22 protein-coding genes and 1 riboswitch are annotated in these 21,383 nt (G+C 72.3%); of the genes, 10 read left to right on the top strand and 12 right to left on the bottom strand.

The window, feature by feature from the left end:
- Window positions 1-11 precede the first annotated feature (11 nt).
- Window positions 12-1,238, bottom strand: coding sequence for an NAD(P)/FAD-dependent oxidoreductase (locus tag LZ604_RS11895; RefSeq protein ID WP_234514973.1), 1,227 nt, complete (start codon window positions 1,236-1,238; stop codon window positions 12-14).
- A gap of 219 nt (window positions 1,239-1,457) precedes the next feature.
- Window positions 1,458-1,570, top strand: a riboswitch (TPP riboswitch).
- On the opposite strand from LZ604_RS11895, the gene thiO reads away from it, so the two are divergent.
- The 5 genes from thiO (at window position 1,569) to LZ604_RS11870 (ending at window position 6,752) form a co-directional block, all read left to right on the top strand.
- The gene (thiO, locus tag LZ604_RS11890; protein ID WP_234514972.1) at window positions 1,569-2,735 is read left to right on the top strand and encodes a glycine oxidase ThiO; all 1,167 of its coding nucleotides are present in this window, start codon (window positions 1,569-1,571) and stop codon (window positions 2,733-2,735) included. Its footprint overlaps the riboswitch before it by 2 nt.
- On the top strand, window positions 2,732-2,932 hold the full coding sequence (gene thiS, locus LZ604_RS11885; RefSeq protein ID WP_234514971.1) for a sulfur carrier protein ThiS: 201 nt from the start codon (window positions 2,732-2,734) through the stop codon (window positions 2,930-2,932). The genes thiO and thiS overlap by 4 nt, the downstream gene beginning before the upstream one ends.
- 4 nt (window positions 2,933-2,936) lie before the next feature.
- The gene (locus tag LZ604_RS11880; RefSeq protein ID WP_234514970.1) at window positions 2,937-3,731 is read left to right on the top strand and encodes a thiazole synthase; all 795 of its coding nucleotides are present in this window, start codon (window positions 2,937-2,939) and stop codon (window positions 3,729-3,731) included.
- A 134-nt stretch (window positions 3,732-3,865) separates the two neighbouring features.
- Window positions 3,866-5,785 (top strand): Stk1 family PASTA domain-containing Ser/Thr kinase, encoded by a 1,920-nt coding sequence (pknB, locus tag LZ604_RS11875; RefSeq protein WP_234514969.1) that lies wholly within the window; start codon window positions 3,866-3,868, stop codon window positions 5,783-5,785.
- Window positions 5,786-5,843: 58 nt separating this feature from the next.
- Window positions 5,844-6,752: a deoxyribonuclease IV gene (locus tag LZ604_RS11870; RefSeq protein ID WP_234514968.1), complete on the top strand. Its 909-nt coding sequence runs from the start codon at window positions 5,844-5,846 to the stop codon at window positions 6,750-6,752.
- Between the two features lie 87 nt (window positions 6,753-6,839).
- Here LZ604_RS11870 and LZ604_RS11865 read toward each other — a convergent pair whose 3' ends face one another.
- Window positions 6,840-7,472, bottom strand: a complete 633-nt coding sequence (locus LZ604_RS11865; protein WP_234514967.1) for a sulfite oxidase-like oxidoreductase — start codon at window positions 7,470-7,472, stop codon at window positions 6,840-6,842.
- Window positions 7,473-7,628: 156 nt separating this feature from the next.
- Here LZ604_RS11865 and bfr point away from each other — a divergent pair, with 156 nt between their 5' ends.
- Complete coding sequence (gene bfr / locus LZ604_RS11860; RefSeq protein WP_234514966.1) at window positions 7,629-8,108, top strand: bacterioferritin; 480 nt, start codon at window positions 7,629-7,631, stop codon at window positions 8,106-8,108.
- A 13-nt stretch (window positions 8,109-8,121) separates the two neighbouring features.
- Here the strand turns inward: bfr and LZ604_RS11855 are convergent, their stop codons facing one another.
- Together LZ604_RS11855 and LZ604_RS11850 are read right to left on the bottom strand one after the other, a co-directional pair.
- Entirely contained in the window at window positions 8,122-8,388 is a 267-nt protein-coding gene (locus LZ604_RS11855) for a (2Fe-2S)-binding protein (protein ID WP_234514965.1), read from the bottom strand.
- Between the two features lie 161 nt (window positions 8,389-8,549).
- Complete coding sequence (locus LZ604_RS11850) at window positions 8,550-9,902, bottom strand: class II 3-deoxy-7-phosphoheptulonate synthase (protein ID WP_234514964.1); 1,353 nt, start codon at window positions 9,900-9,902, stop codon at window positions 8,550-8,552.
- Between the two features lie 96 nt (window positions 9,903-9,998).
- Here LZ604_RS11850 and LZ604_RS36210 point away from each other — a divergent pair, with 96 nt between their 5' ends.
- Complete coding sequence (locus LZ604_RS36210) at window positions 9,999-10,055, top strand: trp operon leader peptide (protein ID WP_359389524.1); 57 nt, start codon at window positions 9,999-10,001, stop codon at window positions 10,053-10,055.
- Between the two features lie 100 nt (window positions 10,056-10,155).
- Complete coding sequence (locus LZ604_RS11845; protein ID WP_234514963.1) at window positions 10,156-12,036, top strand: anthranilate synthase family protein; 1,881 nt, start codon at window positions 10,156-10,158, stop codon at window positions 12,034-12,036.
- Window positions 12,037-12,114: 78 nt separating this feature from the next.
- On the opposite strand, the gene LZ604_RS11840 is transcribed toward LZ604_RS11845, so the two are convergent.
- The 4 genes from LZ604_RS11840 to LZ604_RS11825 all read right to left on the bottom strand — a co-directional run bounded on the left by LZ604_RS11840 (window position 12,115) and on the right by LZ604_RS11825 (window position 16,062).
- On the bottom strand, window positions 12,115-13,143 hold the full coding sequence (locus tag LZ604_RS11840; RefSeq protein ID WP_234514962.1) for a 6-phosphofructokinase: 1,029 nt from the start codon (window positions 13,141-13,143) through the stop codon (window positions 12,115-12,117).
- A 194-nt stretch (window positions 13,144-13,337) separates the two neighbouring features.
- Window positions 13,338-14,030, bottom strand: coding sequence for a response regulator (locus LZ604_RS11835; RefSeq protein WP_234514961.1), 693 nt, complete (start codon window positions 14,028-14,030; stop codon window positions 13,338-13,340).
- Window positions 14,027-15,262, bottom strand: a complete 1,236-nt coding sequence (macS, locus tag LZ604_RS11830) for a MacS family sensor histidine kinase (RefSeq protein ID WP_234514960.1) — start codon at window positions 15,260-15,262, stop codon at window positions 14,027-14,029. Before macS ends, LZ604_RS11835 begins: the two co-directional genes overlap by 4 nt.
- Window positions 15,263-15,336: 74 nt before the next feature.
- Window positions 15,337-16,062, bottom strand: coding sequence for a lysophospholipid acyltransferase family protein (locus LZ604_RS11825; RefSeq protein WP_234514959.1), 726 nt, complete (start codon window positions 16,060-16,062; stop codon window positions 15,337-15,339).
- 162 nt (window positions 16,063-16,224) lie between these two features.
- Here LZ604_RS11825 and LZ604_RS11820 point away from each other — a divergent pair, with 162 nt between their 5' ends.
- Window positions 16,225-17,004 (top strand): alpha/beta hydrolase, encoded by a 780-nt coding sequence (locus tag LZ604_RS11820; protein ID WP_234514958.1) that lies wholly within the window; start codon window positions 16,225-16,227, stop codon window positions 17,002-17,004.
- Entirely contained in the window at window positions 16,997-17,548 is a 552-nt protein-coding gene (locus tag LZ604_RS11815; protein ID WP_234514957.1) for a hypothetical protein, read from the top strand. The genes LZ604_RS11820 and LZ604_RS11815 overlap by 8 nt, the downstream gene beginning before the upstream one ends.
- Window positions 17,549-17,590: 42 nt before the next feature.
- On the opposite strand, the gene LZ604_RS11810 is transcribed toward LZ604_RS11815, so the two are convergent.
- From LZ604_RS11810 to LZ604_RS11795, 4 genes are all read right to left on the bottom strand, one after another.
- Complete coding sequence (locus tag LZ604_RS11810; RefSeq protein ID WP_234514956.1) at window positions 17,591-18,412, bottom strand: endonuclease/exonuclease/phosphatase family protein; 822 nt, start codon at window positions 18,410-18,412, stop codon at window positions 17,591-17,593.
- A gap of 90 nt (window positions 18,413-18,502) precedes the next feature.
- Complete coding sequence (locus tag LZ604_RS11805) at window positions 18,503-19,456, bottom strand: ROK family glucokinase (RefSeq protein ID WP_234514955.1); 954 nt, start codon at window positions 19,454-19,456, stop codon at window positions 18,503-18,505.
- Between the two features lie 110 nt (window positions 19,457-19,566).
- Entirely contained in the window at window positions 19,567-20,091 is a 525-nt protein-coding gene (locus LZ604_RS11800; RefSeq protein WP_234514954.1) for a DUF5304 domain-containing protein, read from the bottom strand.
- 101 nt (window positions 20,092-20,192) lie between these two features.
- Complete coding sequence (locus tag LZ604_RS11795; protein ID WP_234514953.1) at window positions 20,193-21,362, bottom strand: ArsA family ATPase; 1,170 nt, start codon at window positions 21,360-21,362, stop codon at window positions 20,193-20,195.
- Window positions 21,363-21,383: the final 21 nt, after the last annotated feature.

The raw sequence follows: 21,383 nt of genomic DNA, 5'->3' as shown, positions 1-21,383 counted from the left end.
GCCGCCTTCGGCTACGCCGTCGCCTCCTTCAGCGGGCGCGACGGGTCCGCCAGCAGGCCGGGGTCCATCGGGGTGCCCGACTCGATCAGCCGCCGGCCCTGTGCCAGGTCCCGGGGGCGGCCCACCGCCAGCAGGCCCACCAGACGGCCCGAGCGCAGCCAGCACACCGCCCAGGCGGCACTGCCCGGGTCCCCGCGCCACACCGTCGTGTCGGCGGACGCGTGGTGGCCCACGTACTGGACGAAACGGCCGAACTGCTCCGACCAGAAGTACGGCACCGGGTCGTACGCCATCGGCGTCTCCCCGATGATGTTCGCGGCCACCGTGCGCGGGCCCTGCAGGGCGTTGTCCCAGTGGTGGACCAGCAGCCGCTGCTCGTACCGCCCCGACGGGAAGGACGCGCAGTCCCCGACCGCGTACACGTCCGGTACCGAGGTGCGCAGATGCTCGTCGGCCAGTACCTCCCCGTGCACGCCCAGCTCGATGCCCGAGCCGGCGAGCCACGCCGTGGCCGGACGCGCTCCGATGCCCACCACCACCGCGCCCGCCGGCACCCGGGACCCGTCGTCGAGCACCACGGCCCCCGGCTCGATGCGGTCCACGCGCGCATCGGTGCGCAGTTCGGCCCCGCTGTCCGCGTACCAGGCGGCCATCGGCGCGGCCACCTCCGCGGGCAGCGCCCCCGCCAGCGGCCGGTCCGCGGCCTCCACCACGGTCACCGCGCAGCCCGCCTCGCGCGCCGCGGTGGCGAACTCGGCACCGATCCAGCCCGCGCCCACGACCACGATGTCGTGCTGCTCGGCGAGGACCGGCCGCAGCCGCTCGGCGTCGTCCAGCGTGCGCAGCAGATGCACCCCGGGGACGCCCTCCGCACCCGGCAGCCGGATGGGTTCGGCTCCGGTCGCGAGGACGAGGACGTCGTACGGGACGGGTCCCTCGGCGGTGTCCAGCTCGTGGTCGCCCGGGCGCAGGCCGACCACCTCGCGGCCCAGCCGGAGTTCGATGCGCAGGGCCTCGAAGTCGACGTCGAAGGCGGAGCCCTCGGCCTTGCCGAGCAGCACGGCCTTGGACAGCGGCGGCCTGTCGTACGGCTGGTGCGGCTCCGCCCCGATCAGCGTCACGCTGCCGGTGAACCCCTGTTCGCGCAGGGCGACCGCGGTCTGCACCCCGGCCATGCCCGCGCCCACGACGACGACGCGCTGCGCCGAACCGCCCTGTGCCTGCGTCTGCTCGCTCACCTGATCACCATAGTCAACTGACAATGCGTCAGTCAGGGGGCGTGCTGAGTGACCTGCTGCACAGCACTCGTCCCGCTGCCTGCCACGCCCCGTCCGAACCGCGCGCACCGGCAACCGGAGGCGGTCCCCCCTTCGCATACCCGCCCGGGGGCGGCACAACCTCACCCCCGTGAGGCTCTCTTACCGGCGCGGACGGGCACGGACTAGGGTGGCCCCCGTACAAGCACTCGCGGGAGCCCGGACGCACCGGGCTGAGAGGGAGGCTGGCCGGCCTCCGACCGTACGAACCTGATCCGGATCATGCCGGCGAAGGGAGGGGGCTGGACGCCCATGTCGCCCATACGTACCTCAGACGTCCTCGTCGTGGGGGGCGGGATCATCGGACTCGTCACAGCCTGGCGCGCCGCGCAGCGCGGGCTGGCCACGACCGTGGTGGATCCCGCCCCGGGTGGCGGAGCCGCCCAGGTGGCCGCCGGGATGCTCGCGGCCGTCACCGAACTGCACTACGGCGAGCAGACGCTGCTCGCGCTCAATCTGGAGTCCGCGCGCCGCTACCCGGACTTCGCGGCCGAGCTGACCGAGGCCACCGGCCGGGACCTCGGCTACCGCCGGTGCGGCACGCTCGCCGTCGCGCTGGATGCCGACGACCGCGCCCACCTGCGGGAACTGCATGCCCTCCAGCAGCGGTCCGGCCTCGCGTCGGAGTGGCTGAGCGGTCGCGAGTGCCGGCGCCTGGAGCCCATGCTCGCGCCCGGCGTGCGTGGCGGGCTCAAGGTCGACGGCGATCACCAGATCGACCCGCGGCGGCTCGTCGCGGCGCTGCTCGCGGCCTGTGAACGGGCCGGCGTCGTCTTCCACCGGGGATGGGCCGAGCGGCTCACGGTGCTACGGGAGCGAGCCGCCGGCGTCGTCACGGCCGACGGCACCGACCTCGCCGCGGGCCGGGTCGTCCTCGCCGCCGGCAGTCTCAGCGGGCGGCTGGCAGGGGTTCCCGAGCAGGTCCTGCCGCCCGTGCGCCCGGTGAAGGGGCAGGTGCTGCGGCTGACCGTGCCGAAGCGCTACGCACCGTTCCTGAGCCGTACCGTGCGCGCCGTCGTCCGCGGCGGCCACCTCTACCTGGTGCCGCGCGAGAACGGCGAGCTGGTGGTCGGCGCGACCAGCGAGGAGCTGGGCTGGGACACGACGGTCACCGCGGGCGGGGTCTACGAGCTTCTGCGCGACGCGCACGAACTGGTCCCCGGGATCACCGAGCTGCCGCTGACCGAGACCCGGGCCGGACTGCGCCCGGGCTCCCCGGACAACGCGCCGCTGCTCGGCCCGACGGAGCTGGACGGCCTGCTGCTGGCCACGGGGCACTACCGCAACGGCGTCCTGCTCACCCCCGTGACCGGTGACGTCATGGCCCATGTCCTGACCACGGGCGAGCTGCCGGACGAGGCCCGCCCCTTCACCCCCCGGCGGTTCGCCGCCGCCACGCTCACGGAGCAGCCCGCATGAACATCTCGGTCAACGGGGAGTCCCGCCAGTTCGCCCACGGAACCGCTCTCGACGCCGTAGTACGGTCCCTCACCTCGGCTCCGTCGGGTGTGGCGGCCGCCCTCAACGAAACCGTCGTCCCGCGCGGGCAGTGGCCGTCGACACGCCTGTGTGAGGGGGATCGTGTCGAGGTCCTCACCGCCGTCCAAGGAGGCTGAACCGATGGCCGACGATCCCTTCGTCCTCGGTGGGGCGACGTTCTCGTCCCGGCTGATCATGGGAACCGGCGGTGCGCCGAGCCTCGATGTCATGGAACGGGCGCTGGTGGCCTCCGGCACGGAGCTGACCACGGTCGCGATGCGGCGCGTCGACGCCTCGGTGCACGGCTCGGTGCTGTCCGTGCTCGACCGGCTCGGGATCCGGGTGCTCCCCAACACCGCGGGCTGCTTCACCGCGGGCGAGGCGGTGCTCACCGCCCGTCTCGCGCGCGAGGCGCTGGGCACGGACCTGGTGAAGCTGGAGGTCATCGCCGACGAGCGGACCCTGCTGCCCGACCCGATCGAGCTGCTGGACGCGGCCGAGACTCTCGTCGACGACGGTTTCACCGTGCTGCCGTACACGAACGACGACCCCGTCCTCGCCCGGAAACTGGAGGACGTCGGCTGCGCCGCGATCATGCCGCTGGGCTCGCCGATCGGCTCCGGACTCGGCATCCGCAACCCGCACAACTTCCAGCTGATCGTGGAGCACGCGCGCGTGCCGGTCATCCTGGACGCGGGCGCGGGCACGGCCTCGGACGTGGCCCTGGCGATGGAGCTGGGGTGCGCGGGTGTGATGCTCGCCTCGGCGGTCACCCGGGCGCAGGAACCGGTCCTGATGGCGGAGGCCATGCGGCACGCCGTGGAGGCGGGCCGGCTGGCCCGGCGGGCGGGGCGCATTCCGCGCCGGCACTTCGCGGAGGCGTCGTCACCGGCGGAGGGTATGGCCCGCCTGGACCCGGAGCGGCCCGCCTTCTGAGTCCTGCCGGCCACCGCGGCCGCGCGCCGGCGGGGCGGCCCCCGATGCGGGGTGCGTCACAGCTCGGCTGCAGTCGTGCCCCGGTGCGGCGGTGAGGGAGGGTGCCGTCAGTGGTCCCTCGTAGACTCACCTGCGTGGATACGACCCTTCAGGACCCCCTCGTCGGGCAGGTGCTCGACGGCCGCTATCGCGTCGACGCACGGATCGCGGTCGGCGGGATGGCCACGGTCTACCGGGCCGTGGACACCCGCCTCGACCGCGTCCTCGCACTCAAGGTGATGCACCCGGCGCTGGCCGCGGACGCGTCGTTCGTCGAGCGCTTCATCCGTGAGGCCAAGTCGGTCGCGCGCCTCGCCCACCCCAACGTGGTGCAGGTCTTCGACCAGGGCACGGACAGGTCGTACGTCTACCTCGCCATGGAGTACATCGCCGGGTGCACCCTGCGTGACGTGCTGCGCGAGCGGGGTGCGCTGCAGCCGCGCGCCGCCCTGGACATCCTGGAGCCGGTGCTGGCCGCGCTGGGCGCCGCGCACCGCGCCGGGTTCGTGCACCGCGACATGAAGCCGGAGAACGTCCTGATAGGCGACGACGGCCGGGTCAAGGTGGCCGACTTCGGCCTCGTCCGGGCCGTCGACACCGTCACCAACACCACGGGCGCCGTCCTCGGCACCGTCTCCTACCTCGCCCCGGAACAGATAGAACACGGCACGGCCGATCCCCGGGTCGACGTGTACGCGTGCGGGGTCGTCCTGTACGAGATGCTGAGCGGGGCAAAGCCGCACCACGGCGACTCTCCCGCCCAGGTGCTCTACCGGCATCTGAACGAGGACGTTCCTCCGCCGTCGGCCGCCGTGCCGGGGCTCGCGATGGAACTCGACGAACTGGTCACCGCGGCGACCGCCCGCAACCCCGAGCTGCGTCCGCACGACGCGGTGGCACTGCTCGGCCAGGTGCTCGACGCGCGCAGCGCGCTCACCGCCGAACAGCTGGACGCGGTACCGCCGGGGGCCCTCGCCTCGGATCACGACAACGCCGAGGACCGTACGAGCGTGATCCCGCGTCTGCTGCCGGTCCGCCCGGCGCGCGGCGACCACGGCGACTCCGAGGCCGCGCTCAACCGGACGAGCCTCCTCCAGACCCCGCCGCCCGAGCCCGCCGGGCGCTCCCGGCGTCCCCGTGGGGTGCTCGCGCTCGTGCTCGCCGCGCTGGTGGTGTTCGGCGTCGGCGCGGGCGTCTGGTACATCAACTCAGGCCAGTTCACCAAGGTGCCGCCGCTGCTGGCGAAGACCGAGGCCGAGGCGCGGGCACGGCTGAAGCGGGCCGGGCTCGAGACGGGGCCGGTCAGGCACACCTACAGCGACACGGTGAAGCGCGGCACGGTGATCGGCACCGATCCCCAGGCGGGCGCGCGCATCCGCTCCCACGACTCGGTGACCCTGACCATCTCGGACGGCCCCGAAACGGTGCAGGTGCCCGACGTGAAGGGCGACCCGCTGGCCAGGGCGCAGGAGCGGCTGAAGAAGGCCGGCCTGGTCCCGGGCATGGTCACACAGACGTTCAGCGAGGACGTGCCCAAGGGCTCGGTGATCGGCACGGACCCGGTGGCGGGCACCAGGCGCCACGGTGGTTCGGCGATCGCGCTCACCGTCAGCCAGGGCAGGCGGGTGGAGGTGCCCGAGGTCACCGGCTCCTCCATCGACGACGCCACCGAGGAACTCCAGGGGGCGGGCCTGAAGGTGCGGATCGCGGACACCCAGGTCACCTCCGAGTTCGACGCCGGACAGGTCGCCAGGCAGTCCCCGGAACCGCGCAAGCAGGTCGGCGAGGGCGACACGGTCACGCTGACGATCTCCAAGGGCCGCGAGCAGGTCGAGGTGCCGGACGTGGTCGGCGACAACGTGGACGACGCGAGGAAGACCCTGGAGGCGGCGGGCTTCCAGGTCGAGGAGGACCGCGGACTGCTGGGCCTGTTCGGCGACACGGTCAAGCACCAGTCGGTGAAGGGCGGGCAGAAGGCGCCGAAGGGATCCACGATCACCCTCAAGATCCGCTGACGGGTCTCGGCGGCGCCCGGCCTCCGGGGCGCGCGGGCGGGCGTGACACCCTTGGGGGGTGAGCACTCTCCCGTCCCGTGGCGCCCTCGCCGCGTCCTCCGTCCCCCGCAATCCCGTCGGCAGCCATGTCCCCGTGGCGGGTGGTCTGCACTCCGTCGGGCTGACCTACGCGCGGGAGATCGGGGCCGAGACCGTGCAGGTCTTCGTCGCCAACCCACGGGGCTGGGCGACCCCCGCCGGCAACCCGCGGCAGGACGAGGCGTTCCGCGCCGCGTGTGCCGCCGGGTCGATACCGGTGTACGTCCACGCGCCGTATCTGATCAACTTCGGCTCCCACACCGAGGCGACCGTCGACAGATCGGTGGACTCCCTGCGGCACTCGCTGCGCCGGGGCCGAGAGATCGGGGCGCTGGGGGTCGTGGTGCACACCGGGAGCGCCACCGGCGGGCGGGCCCGGGCCCTCGCGCTGCGGCAGGTGCGTGAGCGGGTGCTGCCCCTGCTGGACGAGCTGACGCACGACGACGACCCGTATCTGCTGCTGGAGTCGACCGCGGGCCAGGGCGCCTCCCTGTGCTCGCGCACCTGGGACTTCGAGGCGTACTTCGCGGCCCTGGACGCACATCCCCGGCTGGGCGTGTGTCTCGACACTTGCCATGTCTTCGCGGCCGGACACGATCTGACGGGGCCGAGCGGCATGCACCAGACCCTGGACCTGCTGGTGGACACCGTCGGCGAGGGGCGGCTGAAGCTGGTCCACGCGAACGACTCCAAGGATGTGGTCGGCGCCCACAAGGACCGTCACGCGAACATCGGCTCCGGCCATATCGGCGAGGACCCCTTCCGCGCCCTGATGACCCACCCGGCCACCGCGGGCGTGCCCCTGATCATCGAGACGCCGGGCGGAAAGGAAGGCCATGCGGCGGACGTGGAGCGCCTGAAGAAGCTGCGGGAGGCTGATCCCGGGTGAGGGCGAGGGTGAGGGCGAGCTGATCATTCGAGTGCCGGGGAGGCGATCCGGCCGCGAAGAGCCGGTCCCGGGCGGTCGCCGCCGCGGTCAGAGCTCGGGGCCGTCGCCGGGTTCCTCCTGGTAGGAGTAGCGCTGTTCGCTCCACGGGTCACCGATGTTGTGGTAGCCGCGCTCCTCCCAGAAGCCGCGCCGGTCGGCGGTCATGTACTCGATGCCGCGGACCCACTTGGGGCCCTTCCAGGCGTACAGGTGGGGGACGATCAGGCGCAGTGGGAAGCCGTGTTCAGCGGTGAGCAGTTCACCGTCCTTGTGGGTGGCGAAGATCGTGCGCTCCGAGGCGAAGTCGTCGAGGCGGAGGTTCGCGCTGTAGCCGTACTCCGCCCAGACCATCACATGGGTGACGGCGGGGGCGGGCGGGGCGATGTCCAGGACCGTGCGGGCCGGGATGCCGCCCCATTCGGCTCCGAGCATGCTGAACTTGGTGACGCAGTGCAGATCCGCCACCACGGTCGCGTACGGCAGGGCCGTGAACTCCTCGTGGTTCCAGCAGTGCTTCTCGCCGTCCGCGGTGGCGCCGAAGACGCGGAAGTCCCAGCGTTCGGGGCGGAACTTCGGCACCGGGCCGTAGTGCGTGACCGGCCAGCCCCGCTGCAGTCGCTGTCCCGGCGGAAGATCGGACCGTACCGCTTCTCCTGACGCGCGCTCCACCGGATGACCCATGACTCCATCCTGACAGACCGCGGAGGGTGCATCGGACCAGCGTGACGACCAAACCGGGCAACTCGCACTAAGCGTGAACTTACTGGACGCCCCTGTGTGCCGGTGCAATCATGCGGCGCAACCCGCCAGTCCCCCCGCTTGGAAGGAGCCCGGGCGATGCAGGGCGACCCCGAGATCATCGAATTCCTCAACGAACAGCTCACGGGCGAGCTGACCGCGATCAACCAGTACTTCCTGCACGCGAAGATGCAGGAGAACTTCGGCTGGTCCAAGCTCGCCACGTACACCCGGCGCGAGTCGTTCGACGAGATGAAGCACGCGGAGGTGCTCACCGACCGCATCATCTTCCTGGAGGGCCTGCCGAACTACCAGCGGCTCTTCCATGTGCGGGTGGGGCAGACCGTGCGGGAGATGTTCGAGGCGGACCGGCAGATCGAGGTGGAGGCGATCGACCGGCTCAAGCGCGGGATCAAGGTCATGCGGGAGAAGGGCGACATCACGTCCGCGAACATCTTCGAGTCGATTCTCGAGGACGAGGAGCACCACATCGACTATCTGGACACCCAGCTGGAGCTGGTGGACAAGCTCGGTGAGGCGCTCTACATCTCGCAGCTCATCGAGCAGCCGGACAGCTAGGCGGCCAGGACCGCTAGGCGGCGTCCCGCAGACTCCTCGGGCCGTCCGGGTCCAGTCCGTCCAGACCGGAGAGGACCGGCTCGCCCCGGTCGGCGAGCTCCCGGCGCGGGCACGCGCCCCTGCCCAGCAGCGCCTGGATCCGCCGTACGCACGAGCCGCAGTCCGTGCCCGCCTTGCAGGCGGACGCTATCTGCCGGGGAGTGCAGGCGCCGTTCGCCGCGTGCTCCTTGACCTGCCGCTCGGTGATTCCGAAGCAACTGCAGACGTACACGCGGTTCACCTCCCGACGGGATCGCTGAGTATGCCGCCCCGATGGCTCGGTGAGGCAAACCTAACCTTACCGTCGCTCCAGACCCGTGGAAACGGGTCGGGGCGCGGATCCCATGTGATCCGCGCCCCACTCACCGCGCCGGCACCGAGGCCGTGGCCTGCTGGTCCGGCCTACTGGTCCCGGTACATCTCCGCGACGAGGAACGCCAGGTCGAGCGACTGGCTGCGGTTCAGCCGCGGGTCGCACGCCGTCTCGTAGCGCTGGTGCAGATCGTCGACGAAGATCTCGTCGCCGCCGCCCACACACTCGGTGACGTCGTCGCCGGTCAGCTCGACATGGATGCCGCCCGGGTGCGTGCCCAGCTCCTTGTGGACCTCGAAGAAGCCCTTGACCTCGTCGAGCACGTCGTCGAAGCGGCGGGTCTTGTGGCCGGAGGCCGCCTCGAAGGTGTTGCCGTGCATCGGGTCCGTCACCCAGGCCACCGCCGCGCCCGAGGCCGTGACCTTCTCCACCAGCTCGGGCAGCTTGTCGCGGATCTTGTCCGCGCCCATGCGCACGATGAAGGTCAGCCGGCCGGGCTCCCGCTCCGGGTCGAGGCGCTCGATGTAGTGCAGCGCCTCCTCGGCCGTGGTCGTCGGACCCAGCTTGATGCCGATCGGGTTGCGGATCCGGGAGGCGAACTCGATGTGCGCGCCGTCCAGCTGACGGGTGCGCTCACCGATCCACACCATGTGCGCGGACACGTCGTACAGCTGCCCGGTGCGCGAGTCGGTCCGGGTCAGCGCCGACTCGTAGTCGAGCAGCAGCGCCTCGTGCGAGGAGAAGAACTCGACGGTCTTGAACTCCTCCGGGTCGGTCCCGCAGGCGTGCATGAAGTTCAGCGCGTTGTCGATCTCGCGCGCGAGCTGCTCGTAGCGCTGCCCGGACGGCGACGACCTCACGAAGTCCTGGTTCCAGGCGTGCACCTGGCGCAGGTCGGCGTAGCCGCCGGTGGTGAAGGCGCGCACGAGGTTCAGCGTCGAGGCGGACGTGTGGTACATCCGCTTCAAACGCTCCGGGTCGGGAATCCGGGACTCCTCTGTGAACTCGAAGCCGTTGACGGAGTCGCCGCGGTAGACCGGCAGGGTCACCCCGTCGCGGGTCTCGGTCGGCTTCGAGCGCGGCTTGGAGTACTGGCCGGCGATCCGGCCGACCTTCACGACGGGCACCGAGGCGGCGTACGTGAGCACGGCGCCCATCTGGAGCAGGGTCTTGAGCTTGTTGCGGATGTGGTCGGCGGACACCGCGTCGAAGGCCTCCGCGCAGTCGCCGCCCTGGAGCAGGAACGCCTCGCCCCTGGCGACGGCTCCCATCCGGGCGCGCAGCTGGTCGCACTCGCCCGCGAAGACGAGTGGCGGATACGACTCGAGGTCCGCGATCACCTTGCGCAGAGCCTCGGGGTCGGGGTACTCGGGCTGCTGCGCCGCGGGCAGGTCTCGCCAGGTGTTGCCAGCGCCGGCGCTGGTCTTAGCGTTCACGGTCACGCCCTCAACATTACGGCTTCGGGTCGGGCCTCCCTCCGCACGCCCAGCAAATGAGACAGCCGATACACCTTGTGGACATGGGGTACAGTGCGTCGCATGTTCGCGCACACGACCCAGAACTGGTGGTGGACCGCTTCTCCGGCGGCCCACTGACGCGCGTACCCACGACTTCGCGAAGGCCGCCCGAGGGGCGGCCTTCCGTGTTTCCGGCACCGGGCCGTCCCCTCTCACCTCACCGAGAAGGACACGGACCATGCACCTGACGGATCTACTGACCGATCCCCGCCCGTTCGCCCTGCTCCGCCGCCGCACGCCCGGGCGCGATCACGACACCGTGGAGGTGCTGGCCGGCCCGGTCCGGGAGTACGCGCGCCTCGCCGACCTCCCCGGCGAGGCGCTGGCCCTGGTCCCGTACCGCCAGATCCGCGAGCGCGGCTTCGACGTCCGCGACGACGGCACCCCGCTGCTTGCCCTGACGCCGGAGGAGTCCTCGGAGCTCCCGCTGGAGCGGGCCCTCGCGCAGCTGCCGCGGCACGACGTGCACGTGGAGGACGGTGGCTTCGACGTGTCCGACGAGGAGTACGCGGGGATCGTCGGGCGGGTGCTGCACGAGGAGATCGGGCGGGGTGAGGGCGCGAACTTCGTGATCCGCCGGACGTACGAGGGCCGAGTCCCCGGGTTCGGCAGGGCCGACGCGCTCGCGCTGTTCCGGCGGCTGCTGGTCGGCGAGCGCGGGGCGTACTGGACCTTCGTGGTGCACACCGGCGACCGCACCCTGGTCGGTGCCAGTCCCGAGGTGCATGTGCGGATGTCCGGGGGGACCGTCGTGATGAATCCGATCAGCGGGACCTACCGCTATCCGGCCGGCGGCCCGACGCCCGGGGACCTGCTGGCCTTCCTCGCCGACGGCAAGGAGACCGAGGAGCTGTCGATGGTGGTCGACGAGGAGCTCAAGATGATGTGCACGGTCGGCGACCGGGGCGGGGTGGTCGTGGGGCCGCGGCTGAAGGAGATGGCGCACCTCGCGCACACCGAGTACGAACTGCGCGGGCGCTCGTCCCTGGACGTGCGGGAGGTGCTGCGGGAGACCATGTTCGCGGCCACCGTCACCGGCTCCCCCCTGCAGAACGCCTGCCGGGTGATCGAGCGGCACGAGGCCGGCGGGCGCGGCTACTACGCGGGGGCACTCGCGCTCATCGGCCGGGACACGGGCGGCGCCCAGACGCTGGACTCCCCCATCCTCATCCGGACCGCGGACATCGACGCGGACGGACGGCTGCGGGTGCCGGTCGGCGCCACCCTCGTGCGCGGCTCCGACCCGGCGGGCGAGGTCGCGGAGACACACGCCAAGGCGGCTGGGGTGCTGGCCGCGCTGGGGGTGCGGGCGTCCCGGCCGGCCGAGGAGCGGTCGCTGCCCCGGCTGGCCGACGACCCCCGGGTGCGGGCGGCGCTGGACGGGCGGCGGGCCTCCCTCTCGCCGTTCTGGCTGCGGATGCAGACGCCGTCCGGCGAGCTGACCGGGCACGCCCTGGTCGTCGACGCCGAGGACACCTTCACCGCGATGCTCGGGCACCTCCTTCGGTCGTCGGGCCTGGAGGTGACCGTACGGCGCTACGACGAGCCGGGCCTGCGCGATGCGGTGCTCGCGCACGAAGGCCCGGTGGTGCTCGGGCCGGGCCCGGGCGACCCGTCGGACACGGCCGACCCCAAGATGCGGTTCCTGCGGGAGCTGACGGCGGAGGTCGTCCGGGGGCACGGGCACGGAGTGCTGGGTGTCTGCCTGGGTCACGAACTGCTCGCGGCCGAACTGGGACTGGAGATCGTCCGCAAGGCGGTGCCGTACCAGGGGGCGCAGACGGAGATCGACCTGTTCGGGCGGCGGGAGACCGTCGGCTTCTACAACAGCTTCGTGGCCCGCTGCGACGACGAGACGGCGGCGGAGCTGGCAGCGCACGCAGTCGAGGTCAGCCGCGGGGAGGGCGGCGAGGTGCACGCGCTGCGCGGGCCCGGGTTCGCCGGGGTGCAGTTCCACCCGGAGTCGGTGCTGACGCTGAACGGCGCCGGCATCGTCCGGGAGCTCGCCGGGCGAGTGTGCGGCGCCGGCGCGCTCCCCGAGCGACGGCCGGCCCGGTAGCCGTAGGCCGGAAGGGGCGGAGTGGGCGTGGGGGTGCCCGTGTGGGCGGCACCCCCGTAAGAAGAGCGTGGGGGCCCGTCAGCCGAAGAAGACACCGACCTCTTCGTACAGCTTCGGGTCGACCGTCTTCAGCTTGGCCGTGGCCTCCGAGAGCGGGACACGGACGATGTCGGTGCCGCGCAGGGCGACCATCTTTCCGAAGTCGCCGTCGCGGACGGCCTCGATGGCGTGCAGGCCGAAACGGGTGGCGAGCCAGCGGTCGAAGGCGCTGGGGGTTCCGCCGCGCTGGACGTGACCGAGGACGGTCGTACGGGCCTCCTTGCCCGTGCGCCCCTCGATCTCCTTCGCGAGCCACTCGCCGACGCCCGAGAGGCGCACATGCCCGAACGAGTCCAGCGACCGGTCCTTGAGCACCATGTCGCCGTCCTTGGGCATCGCGCCCTCGGCCACCACCACGATCGGGGCGTACGACGCCTTGAACCGCGATGTCACCCAGGCGCACACCTGGTCGACGTCGAAGCGCTGCTCGGGGATGAGGATGACGTTCGCGCCGCCCGCCAGCCCCGAGTGGATCGCGATCCAGCCCGCGTGGCGGCCCATCACCTCCACCACCAGTACCCGCATATGCGACTCCGCCGTCGTGTGCAGGCGGTCGATCGCCTCGGTCGCGATGTTGACGGCGGTGTCGAAACCGAAGGTGTAGTCCGTGGCGGACAGGTCGTTGTCGATGGTCTTCGGTACGCCGACGACCTGGACGCCGTACTCGTCGGCCAGGCGCGCCGCGACCCCGAGGGTGTCCTCGCCGCCGATCGCGACGAGCGCGTCGACCTCCTCCTTGGCGAGGTTGTCCTTGATGCGGCGGATGCCGTTCTCCTGCTTGAGCGGATTGGTGCGCGAGGAGCCGAGGATCGTGCCGCCGCGGGGCAGGATGCCGCGCACGGCGGAGATGTCCAGCCGCACGGTGTCGCCTTCGAGGGGGCCCCGCCAGCCGTCCCGGAAGCCGACGAAGTCGTAGCCGTACTCCTGCACGCCCTTGCGCACGATGCCCCGGATGACGGCGTTGAGCCCGGGGCAGTCGCCGCCTCCGGTCAGTACTCCGACCCGCATGGAAATGTCCTTTCGCCGCGGTTGCCTGATGCGGGTCACGCTAATGGTGACCCACGTCACTCCGGCATGCCTCGAAAGGTCAATTCCGGTGAAGAGTCGGGCAGTTGATCACCGGGGGCGAGTCGGGTTTCACCCGAAGGTGGGTAGTGGACGCACGCCTGCGCGGTTCACACCCGCCGTGCGCCCGGCGCGTGTCAGCCCTCGTCCAGTCCTCGCTCGATCGCGTACCGCACCAGCTCGACCCGATTGTGCAGCTGGAGCTTGCCGAGGGTGTTCTGCACGTGGTTCTGCACGGTGCGGTGCGAGATGACCAGACGCTCGGCGATCTGCTTGTAGCTCAGGCCCTTGGCGACCAGCCGCAGCACCTCGGTCTCGCGGTCGGTCAGCCGCGGCGTCTCCGGCTCGTCGGCGCCCGCGGCCAGGACCGGTTCGGCGGCGAGACGGCGGTACTCGCCGAGGACCAGGCCCGCGAGGCCGGGCGTGAACACCGGGTCGCCGACCGCCGTACGGCGCACCGCGTCGATCAGCTCCGCCGTGGAGGCGGACTTCAGCAGATAGCCCGTCGCGCCCGACTTCACCGCCTCCAGCACATCCGCGTGCTCACCGCTCGCCGAGAGCACCAGGACCCGCAACGCCGGGTTGGCGCCCACGAGTTCCTTGCACACCTGGACGCCGGGCTTGGCGGGCAGGTTGAGGTCGAGGACGAGGACGTCGGGCCCCGCGGCCAGGGCGCGGCGCACCGCCTGCTCGCCGTCGCCCGCGGTGGCGACCACGTGGAAGCCGGACTCGGTCAGGTCGCGGGCGACGGCGTCCCGCCACATGGGGTGGTCGTCGACCACCATGACCTTGATCGGTTCGCGCCGCACCTCCGTGGTGTCCGCGGTCATCGCGTCCCAGCCCTCCCCCGTGAGGCCCCCGGGCCCCCGGCGTCCTTCGGTATCTTCAGTTCCACTTCCGTGCCCTGGCCGGGGACCGAGATCAGCTCGGCGGCACCGCCGATGTCGCGCAGCCGGCCGCGGATCGACTGGGCCACCCCGAGCCGCCCCTCGCCCTCGGCCTGGGCGAGCCGCCCCTCCGGGATGCCGGGCCCGTCGTCGCGTACGGTCACGACGATGCCGTCCGGCTCGTCCTCGACCAGGATCCAGGCGTGCGCCCCCTGCCCCGCGTGACCGCGGACATTGTCCAGCGCGGCACCGACGGCGGCGGCCAGTTCACGCGCGACGGCCGGGGCGAGGGGCACCGGGGAGCCGGGCTCGGAGAGCGTCACCCGGGCACCGGCGTACGGGGCGAGCAGCAGACGCAGGTCCACCGGGCCCTCCTCGTCGTCCGGCTCGTCGACCACGCGGACGACCGCGCCGAGCGCCGCGTCCTCCGACACCCGCGAGAGGGGCACGAGGCCGCCGGAGACAAGGGTGCGCAGCGCCACCTCCTGCTCGCCGGCGAGCCGGCCCAGCTCCGCGGCCTCGCCGCCGAGGGCGGTGCCGCGCCGCTGCACCATGGCCAGCACCTGGAGCACGCTGTCGTGGATGTCCCGGGCCAGCCGCTCCCGTTCACGGGTCGCCGCCTCGATCTCGAGGGCGCGGGCGAGGGTGCGTTCGGAGGCGCGGGCGACCTCGACGACGTATCCGATCGCGATGGAGGCGACCCAGACGAGGACGACGTTGTGGACGGTGTCGCGGGCGGGGGCACCGCGTTCGACCAGGTTCACCGCGGCGACCAGGGTGGAGGCGAGGGCCGCCCAGCGCCAGCCGCCCTTGACGGCGTACGCGAGGACGGATCCGGCGGTCCATATCGACGGCAGGGTGGGGCCGCCGTCGAGGATCCGTTCGTGGGTGTCGGCGAGGGGCGTGAGAAGGATGCCCAGGAGTGCGATCGTGAGGTCGACGGCGAGGAAGCGCTTGGTGCAGCTCGCCGCGTTCGCCAGCCTGGGCAGCGTGGCCAGCGTCCACACGCTCAGCACGACGTAGTAGGCGATGGCGAGCCAGGGCCGCGCGAATCTGCCGTAGGCGGTCGCGAACAGTCCGATCGCGTACAGCATCGTCAGCACGCGGTACGCCGTGAGCGCGCGCCACAGGGGCTGCTCGACCGACATCCTGACGACCCGCTCGCGCTTGGCCATCCCCCCTTGCCCCTCCCCCTTCTCCCCGTCGATTTCTCCGCCGGGCCTTGCGCCGAGCCGGACCGATCGGGTCCCTAGGAGCCCTTGTGCTCCTTCGCGGCGTCCTTCTGGGCCTGCTTCTCCGCCTTCGCCGCCTCCGCGATCTGCCGCTTGGCGGCGGTCGCGTACATATCGACGTACTCCTGTCCGGAGAGCTTCATGATTTCGTACATGACCTCGTCGGTCACCGCGCGCAGCACGAAACGGTCGTGCTCCATGCCCTGGTAGCGCCTGAAGTCGAGCGGCTTGCCGATGCGGATGCCCGGGCGCATCAGCTTGGGGACGATCTTCCCCGGCGGCTGGATCTTCTCGGTGTCGATCATGGCGACGGGAATGACGGGCGCGCCGGTGGCGAGCGCCACCCGGGCCAGGCCCCCGGGCTTGCCCCGGTAGAGCCGGCCGTCGGGCGACCGGGTGCCCTCCGGGTAGATGCCGAACAGCTCGCCGCGCTCCAGCACGTCGATGCCGCTCTTGATGGCCGCCTCGCCCGCCCCGCGCGCTCCGGACCGGTCGACGGGGAGCTGGCCCACGCCCTTGAAGAAGGCGGCGGTCAGCCGGCCCTTCACACCGGGCGTGGTGAAGTACTCGGCCTTCGCGATGAAGGTGACCTTGCGGTCGAGGACCGCGGGGAGGAAGAACGAGTCCGAGAAGGACAGATGGTTGCTCGCCAATATGGCGGGGCCCTCGGCGGGGACATTCTCGAGGCCTTCCACCCAGGGCCTGAAGGCAAGCTTCAGCGGCCCCCCGATGGATACCTTCATCGCGCCGTACAACAACCGAGTGCCTCCTGTGTCTGTCGAACAGACCTTAACCCGGTCCGCCGTCAAAGAGCCCGACGGCCCTGGTCGGTGTCAGTGCCGTCGCGTACGGTGAAGTACCTGCAATCGACGTGCCCAGCCCCTTTTCATGAACAGGAGACCGACGTGCCGGTCCTCCCCGGAGCAGAGCCGTACCGCCACGAGGGCGGGGAAGTCGGCGTCCTCCTCTGCCACGGCTTCACCGGTTCCCCGCAGTCGCTGCGCCCCTGGGCGGAGTATCTCGCCGAGCGCGGCCTCACCGTCTCGCTGCCGCTGCTGCCCGGGCACGGCACGCGCTGGGAGGACATGCAGCTCACCGGCTGGCACGACTGGTACGCGGAGGTGGACCGCGCGCTGCGCGCCCTGCGCGACCGCTGCACCCACGTGTTCGTCGCCGGGCTGTCCATGGGCGGCGCCCTGGCCCTGCGGCTCGCCGCCCTGCACGGGGACGCGGTCAGCGGCATCGTGGTCGTCAACCCGGCGAACAAGGTGCACGGCCTGTCCGCGTACGCCCTCCCGGTGGCGCGCCACCTCGTCCGGACGACGAAGGGCATCGCCAGCGACATCGCCAAGGAAGGGAGCACCGAGCTGGGCTACGACCGGGTGCCGCTGCACGCCGCGCACTCCGTGCGGAACTTCTTCCGGGTCGTCGACGGCGAGCTGCCTCAGGTCACCCAGCCGCTGCTGCTGCTGCACAGTCCTCAGGACCATGTGGTCCCGCCCGCCGACTCGGCGCGGATCCTCAGCCGGGTCTCCTCCACGGACGTGCGGGAGATCCTGCTGGAACAGAGCTACCACGTGGCGACGTTGGACCACGATGCGGACCGGATTTTCGAGGAGAGCCTCGCGTTCATCGGCCGGCTCGCGCCCAGTCTCGGCAAGGAAGGGACGGCCGCAGGTGGCTGAGCACGACTCCGACCGCGAGCCGGACGAGAAGGGTGTGCCCTTCGACGAGGAGGCTGCCTGGGCGGCGATCGTCGCGGGGTACGGCGAGGAGCCGCCGGACCCGCCGGGCGCCAGACCGTTCCGGTCCGTCGAGGATCTGGCGCTGCCCGATCCGGAGCCGGCCGGCGGCAAGGGCGACGAGTCGAAGATCGAGCCCGTCAAGCCGCTGGGCAGTTCCATCTCCTTCGCGCCCGGCGTCGGCCCGCGCGACTACACGGCGCCGGAGCCCTCGGAGGACGACTTCGACGAGGACGACGAGGGGCATTTCGTGCCCCCGGAGCCGCCGCCGCTGCCGACGGCCGACACCACGGCGAAGTTCGCCTGGCTCGGGATGATCGGCGGCCCGGTGCTGCTCCTGCTGGCGGTGCTGCTGGGCTGGGACATGACGTGGTGGCTCACCACGCTCGGCGTCGGTGGTTTCCTGGGCGGCTGCGTGACGCTGGTGGTACGGATGAAGACGGGCGACGAGGACGGCGACGATCCGGGCCGGGGCGCGGTCGTCTGACCTCCGACCGGTGCCTGCGATCAGTGGGAACGGCCCATGTGATCAGTCCGGCCGGTCCATGTGATCAGTCCGGCCGGTCCATGTGATCGGTCCGGCCGGCCCCTGTGTCCAGGACGCGGGAACCCTGAGGGCGGCCAGGACCGGAAGGTGGTCCGTGGCCGCCCTCAGGTCCCTCTGCGTCACCCCGGGGTGGCCGAGCGGGACGCCGCAGCCGAGGACCTCGACGCCCCGCGTCGCGAAGATCGCGTCGATGCGCTGGTAGGGATCGGCCGGCGTCCAGGTGTGCTCGGCGCCCCAGGGAGCGGCGGCCCGCCCGTCCTGGAGTGCGGTGGCCAGGCGCGCGAAGGTGGGACCGTCCGGCCGTTCGTTGAGGTCGCCGCCGACGACCGCATGCGCCGTGCCGAGGCCGGCGAGCCGGTCGAGCAGCATGCCGCCCTGCGCGTACCGCTCGTCCTTCCGCAGGCTCAGATGGCAGCTGATGACGCCGAGCCGCGCACCGCCGAACCGCACGACCGCCGTCGCAAGTCCCCGCCGGTGCAGACCCGGGGTGAGCGGCAGCAGCACGTCCTCGGTGCGCTCGACGGTGGCACGCAGCGAGCACAGCAGGGCCGGTCCGGCGGCGGTGGCGCCGCCGGAGAGGACCACGAGGTCGGAGGCCGCCGCCAGCCGGGCGAGCTTCTTGCGCCAGCGGAAGAAGCGGGGCGCCTCCTGGACGAGCACCAGGTCGGGCGCGCAGGCGCTGATCACGCGGGCGAGCGCGTCGGTGTCGTCGCGCATCGAGCGGATGTTGTAGCTGAGGACGCGGATGACGGCCGAACCGTCGGACTCGGCACGGGAGTTGGGCAGCGTGATGGTCGTCGCCATGCCGATCAAGATACGCCGCAAGGTGGGGCGGAGGTGGCCGCCGCGGAAGGCACACCCGATGCGCGCGGTCCGCATCCGCCCCTGCTCGCGTCACATGATCGGGTCGGGCTCCCGGGCCAGGTCCGCGGCGCCGACCAGGCCCGCCTTGTTGCCGAGCTGCGCGGCGATGACATCGGCGACCGGGCGCCAGTTGCCGCCGACCAGCCAGCGCTTGTACGACTTGCGGATCGGGTCGAGGACCAGCTCGCCCTCGTCCGAGAGGCCGCCGCCGACGATGAAGGCGGAGGGGTCGAACAGCGAGGCCAGGTCGGCGAGGCCGGCACCGGCCCAGCGGGCCAGCTCGCGGTAGGAGTCGACGGCCACCGGGTCGCCCTGGCGGGCGGCCATGGAGATGTGCTTGCCCTCGATGCCGTCGGGGGTGCCGTTGCCGAGCGAGAGCAGCAGCTCGGCGTTCTCGGGGGTGGCGTTGGCGCGCTGCTTGGCGTACCGCACCAGGGCGCGGCCGGAGGCGTACTGCTCCCAGCAGCCCTGCGAGCCGCAGCCGCACAGCAGGCCGTCCGGGACCATCCGGATGTGGCCGAACTCCGCGGCCACGCCGAAGTGGCCGCGGCGGAGCTTGTTGCCGATGATGATGCCGCCGCCGAGGCCGGTGCCGAGCGTGATGCAGATGACGTTGCGGTGGCCCTTGCCCGCGCCGAACTTGTACTCGCCCCACGCGGCCGCGTTCGCGTCGTTCTCGACGACCACCGGGAGGCCCACACGGGCCTCGACCTTCTCCTTCAGCGGCTCCTGGCGCCAGTCGATGTTCGGCGCGAAGTAGACCGTGGAGCGCTGACGGTTGACGTAGCCGGCGGCACCGATCCCGACGCCGACGATCTCGTGCCCCGCATGGGCGCCCTCGACTGCAGCGGCAATGGCGTCCACGATGGCCTCGGGCGTGCCCGGAGTCGGCACCTTGTGGGTCGAGAGGATGTTGCCTTCCTCGTCGACCACACCGGCCGCGATCTTCGTGCCGCCGATGTCGACGCCGATGGTGAGTCCCATGAATCCCTCAGTTTCGGTCGAGCCCCGCTACGGCCAACCGTACCCGAGGGCGCTGAGGGCTGTCGGATGCTCCCTGCGGCCTCCTCCCGGGCGCTGAGCGCTCCGGTCGGCTAGTCGAGGTCGATGTGCTCTCCGGGCCCCTGCTCCCCGCCCCGGCGGCGGGGGCCGGCGTCTCCGGAGGTGCGGTTCGTCCAGCGTTTCTCCTGGGCCTCGACGGCGGAGCGGTAGGCCGCGAGCAGCTCCGAACCGGCCGCGGCGAGATGGTCGAAGACCTCCGGATTGCGCTCTATCACCGGTTCGACGGCGGCCTTGGCCTGCTGCACCACCTGCTGGACCATCTGCTGCGCCGCGCCCGAGGCAGCGGCACCGAACAGGGGCGTCGGCAGCTCGGACAGCTTGTCCGCGACGGCGTCGACGAGCTTGCGCAGCTCCTCGGCGGCCGAGCCGGGCGGCGGTCCGTACCGGTCACGGCGGCGGGCCTTCTCCGCGGCGAGGTCCTCGGCGCACGCCTTGGCCCAGGCGTCGGCGTCGGATGCCGTCTCCCCCATGTTCCCGGCCTCGTTCGCCCAGGGTGTACCCCCACCATCGGCGGCCTCCCCCTGTGCCGCGTGGGACCGGGGGCGCTCTTCGCTCATGGCGGACTCCTGACTGCGGTTCGTACCCCCGACGTTACCCGATCGGGGGTACGCGATTCATCGTGTACGGGGCCGTTCCCGGGCGCCCCGGACGCCCCCGGTCAGACCCGGCGCGGCCACAGCTCCGGGTCCGGCGCGAACCGGATGCGCAGCTCGCCCTCCCGCAGCGCGGCCCCGGACACGGTGCACCGGCGCAGGGCCGACGGCAGCGGGACGACACGGCGGAACGGACCCGCGGTCACGACCAGTTCGTCGCCCCGCCGCACGAGGTCCAGGTCGTCGCGTATGACGCCGGGCAGCGGGATGTGCCATACGAGCACACCGTCGGCGGCGAGGCGGTCCCTCACGGGCCACTCGGCCGGGGCGGGCGCCCGGTCGACGGCGGGGACGGCGAGCGCGGCGAGGTCGTCGGCGCCGCGAGGGTCCCTGCCGAGATGGGGGACGTCATGGACGCCGTGGACGCCCCGCCACTCCTCCACGGTCTTGCGCTGCTGGGCGACGAGCCCGGCGAGCCAGGGGTCCGGGGCGTCCTCGGGCAGGACGCGGTTCGCGACCAGGACCTCGGGGCGCAGGGCGCGCAGGGCGAGGCCGGTGGCCGCGGACCGGACGGCGTCGGCGCCGGCCGGGCCGGGCTCGGCGACCAGCCAGACGCTCGTGGCCCGGTCGGCGAGGACGGCCTCGACGGCGGCCAGTTCGACGTCCCAGCGGGCGGCGGTCTCGTACAGCCACTCGGCGGGCATCGGCACTCCCGCGAGGCGGCCGAGCACGGGGCGCAGGGCCCGCGCGGCCTGGCGCTCCGGCGGGAGCAGCCGGCGCAGATAGCGACGGAGTTCCTCGGGCAGGGCGAGGAGGGCCAGCGCCTGAGGGGCGGGCGGCAGGTCGACGACGAGGAGGTCGTACGAGTCCGAGAGGGCTGCGTCGCGCAGGGCACGCAGGAGGGCGAGTTCCTCGGCGCCGGGCAGCGGGGTGACCTCCTCGGGGTCCAGCCGTGCGGCGCCGAGCAGGTCGAGGGCGCCGGCCGCGCGGTCCTGGAAGGCGACGAGGTCCTCCCTGAAGCGGGCGTCGGCGTCCGGGCGCCAGGCCGTGAGCCCGGGCGCGGCCTCGGCGGGGGTGGTGCCGGTGGGGACTCCGAGTACGGCACCGAGGGTGTCGGTGCGGTCGGCGCTGAGGACGAGGGTGCGGGTGCCCCTCCGGGCCGCTTCCAGCGCGGTGGCCGCGGCGACGGTGGTGCGGCCGGAGCCGCCGGGGCCGGTGATCAGGATGGTGCGCATGGTCGTGAACGCTACCCGCGC

The sequence above is a fragment of the Streptomyces glomeratus genome, assembly GCF_021462825.1.
Classification (GTDB): domain Bacteria; phylum Actinomycetota; class Actinomycetes; order Streptomycetales; family Streptomycetaceae; genus Streptomyces; species Streptomyces glomeratus.
Note: the sequence above shows the minus strand (reverse complement) of the source record. Positions and strands in the feature narration are given on the sequence as shown.

Excerpts from the sequence above, each read along its gene's own strand:
- LZ604_RS11810 (WP_234514956.1), bottom strand. The coding sequence starts at position 18,412 with ATGGCGACGACCATCACGCTGCCCAACTCCCGTGCCGAGTCCGACGGT.
- LZ604_RS11825 (WP_234514959.1), bottom strand. The coding sequence starts at position 16,062 with ATGAAGGTATCCATCGGGGGGCCGCTGAAGCTTGCCTTCAGGCCCTGG.
- LZ604_RS11880 (WP_234514970.1), top strand. The coding sequence starts at position 2,937 with ATGGCCGACGATCCCTTCGTCCTCGGTGGGGCGACGTTCTCGTCCCGG.
- LZ604_RS11805 (WP_234514955.1), bottom strand. The coding sequence starts at position 19,456 with ATGGGACTCACCATCGGCGTCGACATCGGCGGCACGAAGATCGCGGCC.
- LZ604_RS11865 (WP_234514967.1), bottom strand. The coding sequence starts at position 7,472 with ATGGGTCATCCGGTGGAGCGCGCGTCAGGAGAAGCGGTACGGTCCGAT.
- bfr (WP_234514966.1), top strand. The coding sequence starts at position 7,629 with ATGCAGGGCGACCCCGAGATCATCGAATTCCTCAACGAACAGCTCACG.
- LZ604_RS11840 (WP_234514962.1), bottom strand. The coding sequence starts at position 13,143 with ATGCGGGTCGGAGTACTGACCGGAGGCGGCGACTGCCCCGGGCTCAAC.
- LZ604_RS11845 (WP_234514963.1), top strand. The coding sequence starts at position 10,156 with ATGCACCTGACGGATCTACTGACCGATCCCCGCCCGTTCGCCCTGCTC.
- thiO (WP_234514972.1), top strand. The coding sequence starts at position 1,569 with ATGTCGCCCATACGTACCTCAGACGTCCTCGTCGTGGGGGGCGGGATC.
- macS (WP_234514960.1), bottom strand. The coding sequence starts at position 15,262 with ATGGCCAAGCGCGAGCGGGTCGTCAGGATGTCGGTCGAGCAGCCCCTG.
- thiS (WP_234514971.1), top strand. The coding sequence starts at position 2,732 with ATGAACATCTCGGTCAACGGGGAGTCCCGCCAGTTCGCCCACGGAACC.
- LZ604_RS11835 (WP_234514961.1), bottom strand. The coding sequence starts at position 14,030 with ATGACCGCGGACACCACGGAGGTGCGGCGCGAACCGATCAAGGTCATG.
- LZ604_RS11795 (WP_234514953.1), bottom strand. The coding sequence starts at position 21,362 with ATGCGCACCATCCTGATCACCGGCCCCGGCGGCTCCGGCCGCACCACC.
- LZ604_RS11800 (WP_234514954.1), bottom strand. The coding sequence starts at position 20,091 with ATGAGCGAAGAGCGCCCCCGGTCCCACGCGGCACAGGGGGAGGCCGCC.